Source organism: Pseudomonas sp. microsymbiont 2, from assembly GCF_054788395.1.
The window spans coordinates 2,099,198-2,113,517 of the sequence record NZ_CM139112.1; the positions used below are offsets into that span (position 1 = coordinate 2,099,198).

General features: G+C 65.4%; 9 protein-coding genes. 4 read left to right on the top strand and 5 right to left on the bottom strand.

Translation table 11 applies throughout. The features are described 5' to 3' along the window. The first annotated feature begins 108 nt into the window (after nucleotides 1-108). Complete coding sequence (locus ACYUME_RS09505; protein WP_460418671.1) at nucleotides 109-1,779, top strand: AMP-binding protein; 1,671 nt, start codon at nucleotides 109-111, stop codon at nucleotides 1,777-1,779. On the opposite strand, the gene ACYUME_RS09510 is transcribed toward ACYUME_RS09505, so the two are convergent. Then, nucleotides 1,754-2,014: an acyl carrier protein gene (locus tag ACYUME_RS09510; protein WP_460418672.1), complete on the bottom strand. Its 261-nt coding sequence runs from the start codon at nucleotides 2,012-2,014 to the stop codon at nucleotides 1,754-1,756. The two genes, ACYUME_RS09505 and ACYUME_RS09510, sit on opposite strands and share 26 nt — an antisense overlap. Before the next feature lie 208 nt (nucleotides 2,015-2,222). After that, nucleotides 2,223-2,390 (bottom strand): hypothetical protein, encoded by a 168-nt coding sequence (locus tag ACYUME_RS09515; RefSeq protein ID WP_460418673.1) that lies wholly within the window; start codon nucleotides 2,388-2,390, stop codon nucleotides 2,223-2,225. Between the two features lie 138 nt (nucleotides 2,391-2,528). Between ACYUME_RS09515 and ACYUME_RS09520 the strand changes: the two genes are divergently transcribed. The 3 genes from ACYUME_RS09520 (at nucleotide 2,529) to glgB (ending at nucleotide 10,233) form a co-directional block, all read left to right on the top strand. Continuing rightward, on the top strand, nucleotides 2,529-4,547 hold the full coding sequence (locus ACYUME_RS09520) for an alpha-1,4-glucan--maltose-1-phosphate maltosyltransferase (RefSeq protein ID WP_460418674.1): 2,019 nt from the start codon (nucleotides 2,529-2,531) through the stop codon (nucleotides 4,545-4,547). A gap of 157 nt (nucleotides 4,548-4,704) precedes the next feature. After that, the gene (treS, locus tag ACYUME_RS09525) at nucleotides 4,705-8,022 is read left to right on the top strand and encodes a maltose alpha-D-glucosyltransferase (RefSeq protein ID WP_460418675.1); all 3,318 of its coding nucleotides are present in this window, start codon (nucleotides 4,705-4,707) and stop codon (nucleotides 8,020-8,022) included. Next, nucleotides 8,023-10,233 carry a 1,4-alpha-glucan branching protein GlgB gene (glgB, locus tag ACYUME_RS09530; RefSeq protein ID WP_460418676.1) on the top strand — a complete coding sequence of 737 codons (2,211 nt, stop codon included), beginning with the start codon at nucleotides 8,023-8,025 and terminating at the stop codon, nucleotides 10,231-10,233. 86 nt (nucleotides 10,234-10,319) lie between these two features. On the opposite strand, the gene ACYUME_RS09535 is transcribed toward glgB, so the two are convergent. The 3 genes from ACYUME_RS09535 to ACYUME_RS09545 all read right to left on the bottom strand — a co-directional run bounded on the left by ACYUME_RS09535 (nucleotide 10,320) and on the right by ACYUME_RS09545 (nucleotide 14,308). After that, nucleotides 10,320-11,396, bottom strand: a complete 1,077-nt coding sequence (locus tag ACYUME_RS09535) for an autotransporter domain-containing protein (protein ID WP_460418677.1) — start codon at nucleotides 11,394-11,396, stop codon at nucleotides 10,320-10,322. A gap of 391 nt (nucleotides 11,397-11,787) precedes the next feature. Beyond that, complete coding sequence (gene glgX, locus ACYUME_RS09540; RefSeq protein ID WP_279880443.1) at nucleotides 11,788-13,941, bottom strand: glycogen debranching protein GlgX; 2,154 nt, start codon at nucleotides 13,939-13,941, stop codon at nucleotides 11,788-11,790. A 127-nt stretch (nucleotides 13,942-14,068) separates the two neighbouring features. Then, a complete protein-coding gene (locus ACYUME_RS09545; RefSeq protein WP_460418678.1) occupies nucleotides 14,069-14,308 on the bottom strand; it encodes a DUF2934 domain-containing protein in 240 nt (79 codons plus the stop codon). Between the last annotated feature and the right edge of the window lie 12 nt (nucleotides 14,309-14,320).

Sequence of the window (14,320 nt, forward strand, 5' to 3'; positions counted from 1 at the left end):
TTCCGGGGCTGTCAATCGGAACATCACCTTTACGTAAACGTAAATCTGCGCCAGAGTAATTGCCGCCTGCTTCAGTCATGCCCAGAACAACCACAAGAAGGGACAACCATGCCTCAACCAAGCTACACGCGCGGCCGTCAAGACAAACCATTGCTCACCCTGACCATCGGCCAGGCCTTCGATGCCACCGTCGCCCGCCATGGCGAGCGCGAGGCGCTGGTGGTGCGCCACCAGAAATTGCGCTACAGCTGGCGTAAGCTGGCCGCCGAGGTCGACGTGCATGCCCGGGCCTTGATGGCGCTGGGCGTGGAGGTCGGCGAGCGGGTCGGCATCTGGGCGCCCAACTGCGCCCAGTGGTGCATCCTGCAATTGGCAACCGCCAAGGTCGGCGGGATTCTGGTCAATATCAACCCGGCCTATCGGGTGGGCGAGCTGGAATACGTGCTACGCCAGTCCGGCTGCCGCTGGCTGGTGTGTGCCGACGCTTTCAAGACCTCCGACTACCACGCGATGGTGCAGGACCTGGTACCTGAGCTGGCGGCCCATGCCGTGGGCGAGCTGGCCAGCGAACGCCTGCCCGACCTGCGCGGGGTGATCAGCCTGGCTGTCGAGCCGCCCACGGGCTTCTTGCCCTGGACCGCGCTGGCCGGGCGGGCAGGGCAGGTGGAGCTCGCTGCCTACGAGGCCCGGCAGCAGGGCCTGCAGTTCGACCAGCCGGTGAACATCCAGTACACCTCCGGCACCACCGGCGCGCCCAAGGGCGCGACCCTGAGCCACTACAACCTGCTCAACAACGGCTACATGGTCGGCGAGAGCCTGGGCCTGACCGAGCAGGACCGCATGGTGATCCCGGTGCCGCTGTACCACTGCTTCGGCATGGTCATGGGCAACCTCGGCTGCATCACCCACGGCAGCACCCTGATCTACCCCAACGACGCCTTCGACGCCGAACTCACCCTGCGCGCCGTGGCCGAGGAGCGCGCCAGCATCCTCTATGGCGTGCCGACCATGTTCATCGCCATGCTCGACCACCCCTCGCGTACTGGCCTGGACCTCTCGACCCTGCGCAGCGGCATCATGGCCGGCGCCACCTGCCCGATCGAGGTGATGCGCAAGGTCATCGAGCAGATGCACATGGCCGAGGTGCAGATCGCCTACGGCATGACCGAGACCAGCCCGGTGTCGCTGCAGACCGGCCCGGACGACGAGCTGGAACTGCGCGTGACCACTGTCGGCCGGACCCAGCCGCAGTTGGAGACCAAGCTGGTGGATGCCGACGGGCGCATCGTTGCCCGTGGCGAGATCGGCGAACTGTGTACCCGGGGCTACAGCGTGATGCTCGGTTATTGGGACAATCTCCAGGCCACCGCTGACGCCATCGACCCGGCGCGCTGGATGCACACCGGCGACCTGGCGGTGATGGACGACGAGGGTTACGTGCGTATCGTCGGGCGCAACAAGGACATGATCATTCGCGGTGGCGAGAACATCTATCCGCGCGAGCTTGAGGAGTTCTTCTACACCCACCCGGCGGTGGCCGATGCCCAGGTCATCGGTATTCCGTGCAGCAAGTACGGGGAAGAGGTGGTGGCGTGGATCAAGCTGCACCCGGGACATAGCGCCACGGTCGAGGAACTGCAGGGCTGGTGCAAGGCGCGCATCGCCCATTACAAGGTGCCGCGGCACTTCCGTTTCGTGGATGAGTTTCCGATGACGGTGACGGGGAAGGTGCAGAAGTTTCGGATGCGTGAGATCAGCGTGGAGGAGCTGGGAGGTTAGGCAGCGCTTTGTAGACCAGGTCGACCAGTTCGGCAAAGGTGGTGTACGTCTGGACTTGATGGGGGATGACGATGCCGAACGTCTCTTCGACGATGGCCTGCAGTTCGACCACGTCGAAGCTGTCGGCGCCCAGTTCGTCCATCGCGATGTTCGGCCGGATCCGGTGCAGGCTCTGTTCGAGGAAACCGGCGAGAATCCGCTGCAGGTGGAAGGCGATGTAGAGGCGCGAGCGCATGCTGGAGGTGGTCGTCAGAGGGTGGTGCTTCTCTTTACGTGGCTTCGTGAGCGGGCGCTACTGGTAGAAATGCCAGGTGTATCGGGCCGGACTTTGTGCTGTCAGGGCCGGCCCCATCGCGGGGCAAGCCCGCTCCCACAAGTCTGTGTGGGAGCGGGCTTGCCCCGCGATGGGGCCGGTTCAGGCGGTCAAAATTCCACAACCTTGTCTATCCTCTACCTTTCACCGGCGGCTCCTCGTTCGGCGGGTCGCCCACGGTCGGCGGCACGGTCGGCTTGACCGGCAGCTCGTCCGGATCCTGCTCGGGCACCGGCGGCGGCAAGGTCGGGTCGTCGATGTTCGGGTCGGGTGTCTCCGGTGGAATGGGAATGTTCATGGGCCTGGCCTCGCGGGATGAATGAAGCGGTGTCGCAGGCTTTGACCCAGGCCTGCGCCCGACGCTCATTTTTTTTGAACCCCCGCGCGCCGACACGGCTCTGAACCCTTACCGCCACCAGCCCAGGGGAGCAGGTCGATGTCTGGTAAAGAGCCGTTCGAAAGCGTGCCCATGGCCAACGATCACCCGGACCAGGCCATCAGCCTGTCCCAGGCGCTGCTGGCGCCGCGCATCGTGATCGAGGACGCAAGCCCGGTGCTCGACGGCGGCAGCTTCGCCAGCAAGGCGGTGCGCGGCCACCAGGTCGAGGTGAGCGCCAAGGTCTACAGCGATGGCCACGATCGCCTGGCGGTGAGCCTGTACTGGCGCCAGGCCCACAGTCGGCGCTGGCACTGCGTGGCCATGCATTCGCCCGGCAACGACCTGTGGCTGGCGGCGTTCACCCCGACCGATCTGGGCTTGCACCTGTTCAGCATCGAAGCCTGGGTCGACCCTTTCGCCACTTACTGTCATGACCTGGAGAAGAAGTACGCCGCCGGTGTGGACGTGAAGCTCGAACTGGAAGAGGGCCGGTTGCTGCTGGGCCAGGGCATCGAACGCAGCGACGGGTTGCTGCGCGAGCAGCTTGAAACCTTGCAACAGCGCCTGCCGGATTTGCCGGTGGATGACCAGGTGGCGTTGCTGCTGCACCCCGACGCGGCGCAACTGATGGCCGAGGCCGAGCACCGCAGCTACCTCACCCGCAGCCGCGAGTTTCCCGTGGATGTCGACCGCGAGGCGGCGCTGTTCGCCAGCTGGTACGAACTGTTTCCGCGCTCGGTCACCGACGACGCGCAGCGCCACGGCACGTTTGACGATGTGCACCAGCGCCTGCCGATGATCCGCGACATGGGCTTCGACGTGCTGTACTTCCCGCCGATCCACCCCATCGGCATGAAGCACCGCAAGGGCCGCAACAACGCCTTGCAGGCCGAGCCCGGCGACCCTGGCAGCCCCTACGCCATCGGCAGCCCCGAGGGCGGGCACGACGCCATCCACCCACAGCTGGGCAGCCGCGAGGACTTCCGCCGCCTGGTCGCCGCCGCCGCCGAGCATGGGCTGGAGATCGCCCTGGATTTTGCCATCCAGTGCTCCCAGGACCACCCCTGGCTCACGGAGCACCCCGGCTGGTTCAGCTGGCGCCCCGACGGCAGCATCCGTTACGCCGAGAACCCGCCGAAGAAGTACCAGGACATCGTCAATGTCGATTTCTACGCCCCCGAATCGGTGCCGAGCCTGTGGCTGGCCTTGCGCGACGTGGTGGTCGGCTGGGTGGCGGAGGGCGTGAAGACCTTCCGCGTCGACAACCCGCACACCAAGCCGCTGCCGTTCTGGCAGTGGCTGATCGCCAATGTGCGCAGCCAGCACCCCGAGGTGATCTTCCTCGCCGAGGCCTTCACCCGCCCGGCGATGATGGCGCGCCTGGGCAAGGTCGGTTATGCCCAGAGCTACACCTACTTCACCTGGCGCAACAGCAAGCAGGAGCTGCGCGAGTACTTCGAGCAGCTCAACCAGCCGCCCTGGAGCGAGTGCTACCGGCCCAACTTCTTCGTCAATACACCGGACATCAACCCGTTCTTCCTGCAGACCTCAGGCCGTGCCGGCTTTCTCATCCGCGCCGCGTTGGCGACCATGGGCTCGGGCTTGTGGGGCATGTATTCGGGCTTCGAGCTGTGCGAAGGCACGCCGCTGCCAGGCAAGGAGGAGTACCTGGACTCGGAGAAGTACGAGATCCGCCCGCGCGATTTCACCCAACCCGGCAACATCGTCGCCGAGATCGCCCAGCTCAATCGCATCCGCCGGCACAACCGCGCCCTGCAGACTCACCTGGGGGTGGTGTTCCTCAACTGCTGGAACGATCAGATCCTGTACTTCGCCAAGCGCACGCCCGAGCGCGACAACGTGATCCTGGTGGCCATCAGCCTCGACCCGTACAACGCCCAGGAGGCCAGTTTCGAGCTGCCGCTGTGGGAGTTGGGGCTGGACGATAGCGCCGACACCCAGGGCGAGGACCTGATGAATGGCCACCGCTGGACCTGGCATGGCAAGACCCAGTGGATGCGCATCGAGCCGTGGCACCAGCCGTTTGGCATCTGGCGCATAGAGAAGCTGCGCTAATCCCCTGTAGGAGCGGCCTTGTGTCGCGAAAGGGCTGCAAAGCAGCCCCAGCAATCTGTCATGTCGCTGAGAACCTGGGGCCGCTTCGCAGCCCTTTCGCGACACAAGGCCGCTCCTACAGGGTGCGTGCCGAACCGGAAAATGAAAGGAGTCCCCAATGGCCAAGCGTTCCCGCCCGGCAGCCTTCATCGACGATCCGCTGTGGTACAAGGACGCGGTGATCTACCAGTTGCACGTGAAATCGTTCTTCGATTCGAACAACGATGGCATCGGCGATTTCGCAGGGCTGATCGGCAAGCTCGACTACATCGCCGAACTGGGCGTCAACACCCTCTGGCTGCTGCCGTTCTACCCCTCGCCCCGGCGCGACGACGGCTACGACATCGCCGAGTACAAGGCCGTGCACCCGGACTACGGCAGCATGGCCGACGCCAAGCGTTTCATCGCCGAGGCCCACAAGCGCGGCCTGCGGGTGATCACCGAGCTGGTCATCAACCACACCTCCGACCAGCACCCCTGGTTCCAGCGCGCCCGCCACGCCAGGCGCGGCAGCAAGGCCCGGGATTTCTATGTATGGTCCGACGATGACCAGAAATACGACGGCACGCGGATCATCTTCCTCGACACCGAGAAGTCCAACTGGACCTGGGACCCGGTCGCCGGCCAGTACTTCTGGCATCGTTTCTACTCGCACCAGCCGGACCTGAACTTCGACAACCCGCAGGTGCTCAAGGCCGTGATCGGGGTGATGCGCTACTGGCTCGACATCGGCGTCGACGGCCTGCGCCTGGACGCCATCCCGTACCTGATCGAGCGTGACGGCACCAACAACGAGAACCTTCCCGAAACCCATACCGTGCTCAAGGCGATCCGCGCCGAGATCGACGCCAACTACCCCGACCGCATGCTGCTGGCCGAGGCCAACCAGTGGCCGGAAGACACCCGCCCGTACTTCGGCGAGGGTGATGGCGACGAGTGCCACATGGCCTTCCACTTCCCGCTGATGCCGCGCATGTACATGGCCCTGGCCATGGAGGACCGCTTCCCGATCACCGATATCCTGCGCCAGACCCCGGAGATCCCGGCCAACTGCCAATGGGCGATCTTCCTGCGCAACCATGATGAGCTGACCCTGGAGATGGTCACCGACCGTGAGCGCGACTACCTGTGGAACTACTATGCCGAGGACCGCCGCGCGCGCATCAACCTCGGCATCCGCCGGCGCCTGGCGCCGCTGCTGCAGCGTGACCGGCGGCGTATCGAGCTGCTGACCAGCCTGCTGCTGTCGATGCCCGGTACTCCGACCCTGTACTACGGTGACGAGCTGGGCATGGGCGACAACATCTACCTGGGCGACCGCGACGGTGTGCGCACCCCCATGCAATGGTCGCCGGACCGCAACGGCGGCTTTTCCCGGGCCGACCCACAGCGCCTGGTGCTGCCGCCGATCATGGACCCGCTGTACGGCTACCAGACCATCAACGTCGAGGCCCAGGCCCACGACCCGCACTCATTGCTCAACTGGAATCGCCGTCTGCTGGCGGTGCGCAAGCAGCAGAAGGCCTTTGGCCGTGGCAGCCTGAAAATGCTCACGCCGAGCAATCGCCGGGTGCTGGCGTATATCCGTGAATACACCGATGCCGACGGCAATGGCGAAATCGTGCTGTGCGTGGCCAACGTCTCACGGGCGGCCCAGGCAGCGGAGCTGGAGCTGTCGCAGTACGCCGACCGGGTGCCGGTAGAAATGCTCGGTGGCAGCGCCTTCCCGCCCATCGGCCAATTGCCGTTCCTGCTGACTCTGCCACCTTATGGCTTCTACTGGTTCTTGCTGGCCTCCCACGATCGTATGCCCAGTTGGCATGTCCAGCCTGTCGAGGGGCTGCCCGAGCTGACCACCCTGGTGCTGCGCAAGCGCATGGAGGAGCTGCTCGAGTCGCCATCGCGCGAGACCTTGCAGGGGTCGATCCTGCCGCAATACCTGCCCAAGCGCCGCTGGTTCGCCGGCAAGGAAGGGCCGATCGACCAGGTGCGGCTGCGCTATGGCGTGCGCTTCGCCACCACGGCGCTGCCGGTGCTGCTCGCCGAGCTGGAAGTGCACAGCGAGGGCGTCGTCACTCACTACCAGCTGCCCTTCGGCCTGCTGCCCGAAGAGCAGATCAACACCGCTTTGCCCCAGCAGCTGGCGTTGTCACGGGTGCGCCGTGGCCGCCAGGTGGGGCTGATCACCGATGCCTTCGTGCTCGAACCGTTCGTTCGCGCCGTGCTCAAGGGCTGCCAGGAGGGCCTGCGCCTGTCCTGTGGCGACGGGCTGGGCGAGCTGCATTTCCATCGCACCGAGGCATTGGCCGCGCTGCAGCTCGATGAGCAGAGCGAGGTGCGCTACCTGGGCGCCGAGCAGTCCAACAGCTCGGTGGTGGTCGGTGGCAGCCTGGTGCTCAAGTTGATTCGCCGGGTCAATCCGGGCGTGCATCCTGAGCTGGAGATGAGCGCTTACCTCAGCGCTGCGGGCTTTGCCAATATCTCGCCCTTGCTGGCTTGGGTCAGCCGTGTCGATGACAGCGGGCAGCCCCACCTGCTGATGATCGCGCAGGGCTACCTGAGCAACCAGGGCGATGCCTGGGAATGGACGCAGAACACCCTGGAGCGGGCGATCCGCGATCAGATGGAACCCGGCGATGTCGAACAGGAGGCGCATACCGATGCCCTGGCCGAGCTGACCGGTTTCGCCGCCTTGTTCGGCCAGCGCCTGGGCGAGATGCACCTGCTGCTGGCCGCGCCGAGCGACGACGCGGCGTTCCAGTCTCGCCCGAGCGATGCCCGGGACAGCGAGCGCTGGAGCCGGCAGATCAGCACTGAGCTGACCCGTGCCCTCGACCTGCTGGCCCAGCACCGCGACACGCTGGACCGCGACAGCCAGGCCCTGGTCGACGACCTGCAGCAACAGCGTGATGGCCTGCAGCAGCACGTCGACAACCTTGCCCGGCAGGCCCGGGGTGGCCTGCTGATGCGCGTGCACGGCGACCTGCACCTGGGCCAGGTACTGGTGGTGCAGGGCGATGCCTACCTGATCGATTTCGAGGGCGAGCCGGCGCGCCTGCTGGACGAGCGCCGGGCGAAACACAGCCCGTACAAGGATGTCAGCGGCGTGCTGCGCTCCTTCGACTATGCTGCTGCGATGATCCTGCGCAGCGCTTCGGCGGTCGACCTGTCCGACGCGGCGCGCCAGGCCCGGCAGCGGGTCGCCCGGCAGTACCTGCACCAGTCGCGTCATGCCTTCGTCGAAGCCTACGGGCTGGCCAGCGCCGCCATGCCCCACGCCTGGCAGCAGGCCGAGGGCGAGCGCGCGGCGCTGGAGCTGTTCTGCCTGGAGAAGGCCGCCTACGAAATCACCTATGAAGCCGAAAACCGGCCAAGCTGGCTGGCCGTGCCTTTGCATGGCCTGCATGGACTGATCAGTACCTGGGGAGAGTCATAAATGAACGCAACCACGCGTGACAACGGCGGCCTTCGGCAACGGGACCTCGACGCCCTGGCCCGCGCCGAGCACGCCGATCCATTTGCCGTGCTCGGCCCCCATGGCGACGGCGCGGGCGGCCTGTTCGTCCGCGCCTTCCTGCCCAATGCCCTGAACGCACGACTGCTGGCGCGCGACGATGGGCAGGTGCTAGCCGAAATGGTGCAGGGCAGCGTGCCGGGGCTGTTCACCGCGCACCTCGATGAGGCACGGGCTTACCTGCTGCAGATCGGCTGGGCCGGCGGCGAGCAGGTCACCGAGGACCCTTACAGCTTCGGCCCGCAACTGGGCGACATGGACCTCTACCTGTTCGCCGAGGGCAACCACCGCGACCTGTCCGGGCGTTTCGGCGCCCAGCCCACCGTTGTCGACGGCATCGCGGGGGTGTGCTTCTCGGTCTGGGCCCCCAACGCCAGGCGAGTCTCGGTGGTCGGTGACTTCAACAACTGGGATGGCCGCAGGCACCCCATGCGCCTGCGGCATAGCGCCGGGGTGTGGGAGTTGTTCGTGCCCAGGCTCGGCGTGGGCGAGACCTACAAGTTCGAAGTGCTGGGCGTGGACGGCGTGCTGCCGCTCAAGGCCGACCCCTTGGCCCGCGCCACGGAGCTTCCGCCGAGCACTGCCTCGAAGGTGGCCGGGGCCCTGGCCCACGACTGGCGCGACGGCCAGTGGATGGAGCAGCGGTCTCAGCGCCACGCCTACAGCGCGCCGCTGTCGATCTACGAACTGCACGCCGGCTCCTGGCGCTGCGAGCTGGACGATGCCGGCGAAGTCGCGCGCTTCTACAACTGGCGCGAGCTGGCCGAGCGCCTGGTGCCCTACGTGCAGGAACTGGGCTTCACCCACATCGAGCTGTTGCCGATCATGGAGCACCCGTTCGGCGGCTCCTGGGGCTATCAGCCGCTGTCGCTGTTCGCGCCGACCTCGCGCTATGGCAGCGCCGAGGACTTCGCCTTCTTCGTCGATGCCTGCCACCAGGGCGGCATCGGCGTGATCCTCGATTGGGTGCCGGCGCATTTCCCCACCGACGAGCATGGCCTGGCGCGGTTCGATGGCACCGCCCTGTACGAGTACGACAACCCGCTCGAAGGCTTCCACCAGGACTGGAACACGCTGATCTACAACCTCGGCCGCAACGAGGTGCGCGGCTTCATGCTGGCCTCGGCGCTGTACTGGCTCAAGCACTTCCACATCGACGGCCTGCGCGTGGACGCGGTGGCCTCGATGCTCTACCGCGACTATTCGCGCAAGGCCGGCGAATGGGTGCCCAACCGCCATGGCGGACGCGAGAACCTCGAGGCCATCGACTTCATCCGCCACCTCAATGGCGTTGCCGCCCATGAAGCGCCGGGCGCGCTGATCATCGCCGAAGAGTCCACCGCCTGGCCCGGGGTCAGCCAGCCGGCGCAGCAGGGCGGCCTGGGCTTTGCCTACAAGTGGAACATGGGCTGGATGCACGACACCTTGCATTACATCCAGAACGACCCGATCCACCGCACCTATCATCACAACGAGATGAGTTTCGGGCTGATCTACGCGTACTCCGAGCACTTCATCCTGCCCATCTCCCACGACGAGGTGGTGCACGGCAAGCATTCGCTGATCGACAAGATGCCGGGCGACCGCTGGCAGAAGTTCGCCAACCTGCGGGCGTACCTGGCGTTCATGTGGACCCACCCCGGCAAGAAGTTGCTGTTCATGGGCTGCGAGTTCGGCCAGTGGCGCGAGTGGAACCACGACCAGCAGCTGGACTGGTACCTGCTGCAGTACCCCGAGCACCAGGGCGTGCAGAAACTGGTGGCCGACCTCAACCGGCTGTACCGCGAGCTACCCGCGCTGCACGAGCAGGACTGCCAGGCCCAGGGCTTCCAGTGGCTGATCGGCGATGACGCGCACAACAGCGTGTATGCCTGGCTGCGTTGGAGCAGCCAGGGCGAGCCGTTGCTGGTGGTGGCCAACTTCACCCCGGTGCCGCGCGAGGGCTATCGGATCGGCGTGCCGTTCGGCGAACAGTGGGTGGAGCTGCTCAACAGCGATGCCGGGCTGTATGCCGGGTCGAACGTGGGCAATCTCGGCGCGCTGGCCAGCGACGAGATCGCCAGCCATGGTCAGCCGCTGTCGCTGGCGCTGAACCTGCCGCCGTTGGGGGTGCTGGTGATGAAGCCGGCGTGACTGGCTTTTCTCTCGCCTGTAGGAGCGGCCTTGCGGCCCTTTCGCGACACAAGGCCGCTCCTACAGAGGACGGTGGTTGCTGATTTCTACCAACGCATCCGGACCCCCAAACTGCCGATCAGCCCGTTGAGATCATTGTCATCCACGTCGGTGCTGTAGTCGGCGCTGACGAACAGCGCGACATTCGGCGTGACCCGTGCCACCAGCCCCAAGCCCAGGTCCACTGAAGTGGAGCTGCGCGAGCTGGAGATCTTGTCCACCTGGTCGAGCTTGACCACGTCGCCATCGCTGAAGTCGTACCACACGTTGGTGCGCACGTAGGGTTCGATCGGCATGCCTTTCACTTCATAGCGCGCCGACAGTTTCGCACCGACCCGACCGCTCCAGCTTGGCTGGCTGTCGAACGCCTGCAGGGTTTCCTCCTGCACCTGGCTGCCGGGGAAGAACTGCTGGTTGATCAACTGCGCCTGGGGCTCGATCACCCAGCCGCCGCCCAGGCCGATGGGGTAGCCACCCTCCACCGAGAAGGTCATCGCATGGCCGCTGTCGTCCACCCGCTGGCCGGCCTGGGAGCGGCCGTTGACGTCGATGCGCGTGCCCATGGCCACGGCGTCCACGTGCCAGCCTTGTTCGTGGGTCATGCTCCAGTAGACGCCCAGGCTTTCGCCGCTGAGGTTGACCGCGTTGCGCTGCTTGTCACCGAGCAGGGGGCGCATACCGTTGAAGCTGCTCTGCAGGTTGTTGTGACCGACGAAGATCCCGGCGCGGTGCACATTGCCAGCGGCGGTTTCACGCACGAACAAGTCGGGGCCGATCATCAATTGCTGGCTGGGGGCCTCGAGCTGGGCGGGTGGCAAGGCTCCCGAGCGCGGCGCGCCAGGGAAGAACTGTGACCACTGGCTGGCGATCAGGTCAGGGGCGAGCGGGCCGTGGCGCTCGCCCATGCGTTCGGAAAAGGCGGTGAGCATGCCTTGGTTCAAGCCGCTGACACTCAGCGGCTCGAGCGATAGTCGCTGCACCTCGGGCTGTTCCATGAAGCGGGCGAAGGGCTCGCTTTGCTCTAGTTCGAACGCGAAAGTTTCCACCGGGGTTGCCAGGAGCAGCGACGTGGAAACCGCGCAAAAAAAAGCATCGAAGCGCGAGGGATTCGAGGGGCTTTTCATGGCGGATCTCCTGTTGTTGTGAGTTGAACAGCCGAGGACCTGGCCTGGTGTCACGAGCTGTACGACGCAAACAGGGGGCGACCCAAACCAGCGCGCCAGCCTCGTCGGGCGCGCACGAAGGCGCGAGCTAGAGGGCCCGGCACGAATTTTTACTGTGTTGGTTCTGTTCAGCTAAGGAGACGCTGGCGCTTGCGTCAAGAAAGCGTGAAGAAGTCGATAATGGCTTGTTGAGTTAATCAACTTGTTGAATTTGATTGGTTTTGTTCTTTGCATATCAAGAACGGTGCTTTGCCGCTTCGCGGCTATGCCGAATCGTTGCTACAGGTGCCTGCAAACCCGTCATCTTCACGGCTTAACCCGCGCCCGGAGGCGCGGGGAGACGGGTTCTGGATCATTCTTCCTCGCGCTGCAACACCAGCAACAGCAGCGACCGGCCCTTGACCTCGAAGACCGTTTCGAATGCCAGGTGCTGCGGCTTGCGCAGCTCCGGCCGGTCGGTATCCACCAGGCAACTCCAGTAGTCGCCCTCCGGCACCGCCGGCAGGGTGAACGGCACCACATCGTGATAGGCGTTGACGATCAGCAGCAGGGTCGCCTCGGCACCGGGCCGGGCGATGCCGCTGACCTGGGCGCGGCCATCCATCAGCATGCCCAGGCAGCGTCCGTGGGGGTCTTCCCATTGCTCGACGGTCATTTCGCTGCCATCCGGTGCCAGCCAGGTGACGTCCTTGACCCCGATCGCTTCGTTGTAGTCGCCGACCAGGAAGCGTGAGCGACGCAGGATCGGGTAGGCCAGGCGCAGGCGGGTCAGGCGCTTGACGAAGGCCAGCAGATCCTTGCCGTCCTGGTCCAGGTCCCAGTTCACCCAGCCGATCTCGCTGTCCTGGCAGTAGGCGTTGTTGTTGCCGTGCTGGGTGCGGCTGAACTCGTCGCCGGCGACGATCATCGGCGTGCCCTGGGCCAGCAGCAGGGTGGCGAAGTAATTGCGCATCTGGCGCATGCGCAGGGCGTTGATCTCGGGATCGTCGGTGGGGCCTTCGACGCCGCAGTTCCACGACAGGTTGTTGTTGGTGCCGTCCTGGTTGTTCTCGTCGTTGTCCTCGTTGTGCTTGTCGTTGTACGACACCAGGTCGCGCAGGGTGAAGCCGTCATGGGCAGTGACGAAATTGACCGAGGCGTAGGGCCGCCGCCCCCGGTTGTTGAACAGGTCGCCCGAGGCGGTGATGCGCGAGGCGAAGTCGGCGAGCATGCCTTCGTCGCCTTTCCAGAAGCTGCGCACGGTGTCGCGAAAGCGATCGTTCCACTCCGCCCAGCCAGGGGCGAAGTTGCCCACCTGGTAGCCGCCGGGGCCGCAGTCCCAGGGTTCGGCGATCAGCTTGACCTGGCTGAGCATCGGGTCCTGGCGGCAGGCGACGAGGAAGCCGTGGCGTTCGCTGTAGCCGTCGTGATAGCGCCCGAGGATGGTCGCCAGGTCGAAGCGAAAGCCATCCACGTGCATCTCGCCGGCCCAGTAGCGCAGCGAGTCGGTGACCAGTTGCAGCACCCGTGGATGGCTCAGGTCGAGGGTGTTGCCCGTGCCGGAATCGTTGATGTAGAAGCGCTTGTCGTCGGGCATCAGGCGGTAGTAGGAGGCATTGTCGATTCCGCGCATCGACAGCGTCGGGCCGCGCTCGTTGCCCTCGGCGGTGTGGTTGTAGACCACGTCGAGGATCACCTCGAGCCCGGCGTCGTGCAGGTGCGCGACCATCTCCTTGAATTCGGCGATCTTGCCGCTGGCCAGGTAGCGCGGGTGCGGAGCGAAGAAGGCGATGCTGTTGTAGCCCCAGTAGTTGTTCAGGCCCTTGTCCAGCAGGTGCTGGTCGTTGACGAAGGCGTGGATCGGCAACAGCTCGAGGCTCGACACGCCGAGTGCCTTGATATGGGCCAGCAATTCGTCGTTGGCCAGCCCCGCGAAGGTGCCGCGCAGGTGCTCGGGCACTGCCGGGTGGCGCATGCTGATGCCACGGGTGTGGGCTTCGTAGATGATCGTGCGTTCCCAGGGGATCAGCACGCGCTGGTCGCGGCCCCAGGTGAACGCCGGGTCGATGACCTTGCACTTGGGCACGAACGGCGCGCTGTCGCGTTCGTCGAACGACAGATCGCCATCGGGGTGGCCGATGGTGTAGCCGAACAGCGCCTCGGACCATTGCAGCGTGCCGACCAGTTGCTTGGCGTAGGGGTCGATCAGCAGCTTGTTGGGGTTGAAGCGGTGGCCGTTCTCGGGTTCGTAGGGACCGTGCACACGGTAGCCGTAGACCAGGCCCGGATGGGCGTCGGGCAGGTAGCCGTGGTAGATCTCGTCGGTGTATTCGGGCAGTTCGATACGCTCGATCTCCTGCTCGCCGCTGGCGTCGAACAGGCACAGCTCGACCTTGCTGGCGTTGGCCGAGAACAGGGCGAAGTTGACCCCCAGGCCGTCCCAGGTGGCGCCGAGCGGGAAGGGCAGGCCCTCGCGGATGCGCGACGGGGCGACGGAGCGGGTCTTCTTCGGGGTGCGCGGGCTCATGGCGGTCCTCATGGTCCGGGGGAGAGAGATCGCGGGGCAAGCCCGCTCCCACAATGGAATATGACGCGATCAGAACGTGGGAGCGGGCTTGCCCCGCGATAAGGCCGGTACAGGCGCTACATGGCAATTAGCTCGCCGGCTTTTTCACGGCTCTGGGCTTCTTCACAGGAAGCGGTTTTTCCACAGGAGTAGCGGCCTTAGGCTTGGCCGCCGCCTTCTTGCGCGGCGCGGCCTTGGGCGCCAATGCCTCGGCCTCGGCCAGCTTGCGCGCCATCTGCCAATGACGGTCCTCCTGTCCCGCCGGCTTACCCTCCGACTCCCAGATCTGATAGGCGAACTCGCGAATACGCTTTTCTTCGACACTCATCTCGACGCTCCT

What these genes read in the sequence shown, in the direction of transcription:
- ACYUME_RS09505 (WP_460418671.1), top strand. Translation starts at nt 109, where the DNA reads ATGCCTCAACCAAGCTACACGCGCGGCCGTCAAGACAAACCATTGCTC.
- ACYUME_RS09510 (WP_460418672.1), bottom strand. Translation starts at nt 2,014, where the DNA reads ATGCGCTCGCGCCTCTACATCGCCTTCCACCTGCAGCGGATTCTCGCC.
- ACYUME_RS09515 (WP_460418673.1), bottom strand. Translation starts at nt 2,390, where the DNA reads ATGAACATTCCCATTCCACCGGAGACACCCGACCCGAACATCGACGAC.
- ACYUME_RS09520 (WP_460418674.1), top strand. Translation starts at nt 2,529, where the DNA reads ATGTCTGGTAAAGAGCCGTTCGAAAGCGTGCCCATGGCCAACGATCAC.
- treS (WP_460418675.1), top strand. Translation starts at nt 4,705, where the DNA reads ATGGCCAAGCGTTCCCGCCCGGCAGCCTTCATCGACGATCCGCTGTGG.
- glgB (WP_460418676.1), top strand. Translation starts at nt 8,023, where the DNA reads ATGAACGCAACCACGCGTGACAACGGCGGCCTTCGGCAACGGGACCTC.
- ACYUME_RS09535 (WP_460418677.1), bottom strand. Translation starts at nt 11,396, where the DNA reads ATGAAAAGCCCCTCGAATCCCTCGCGCTTCGATGCTTTTTTTTGCGCG.
- glgX (WP_279880443.1), bottom strand. Translation starts at nt 13,941, where the DNA reads ATGAGCCCGCGCACCCCGAAGAAGACCCGCTCCGTCGCCCCGTCGCGC.
- ACYUME_RS09545 (WP_460418678.1), bottom strand. Translation starts at nt 14,308, where the DNA reads ATGAGTGTCGAAGAAAAGCGTATTCGCGAGTTCGCCTATCAGATCTGG.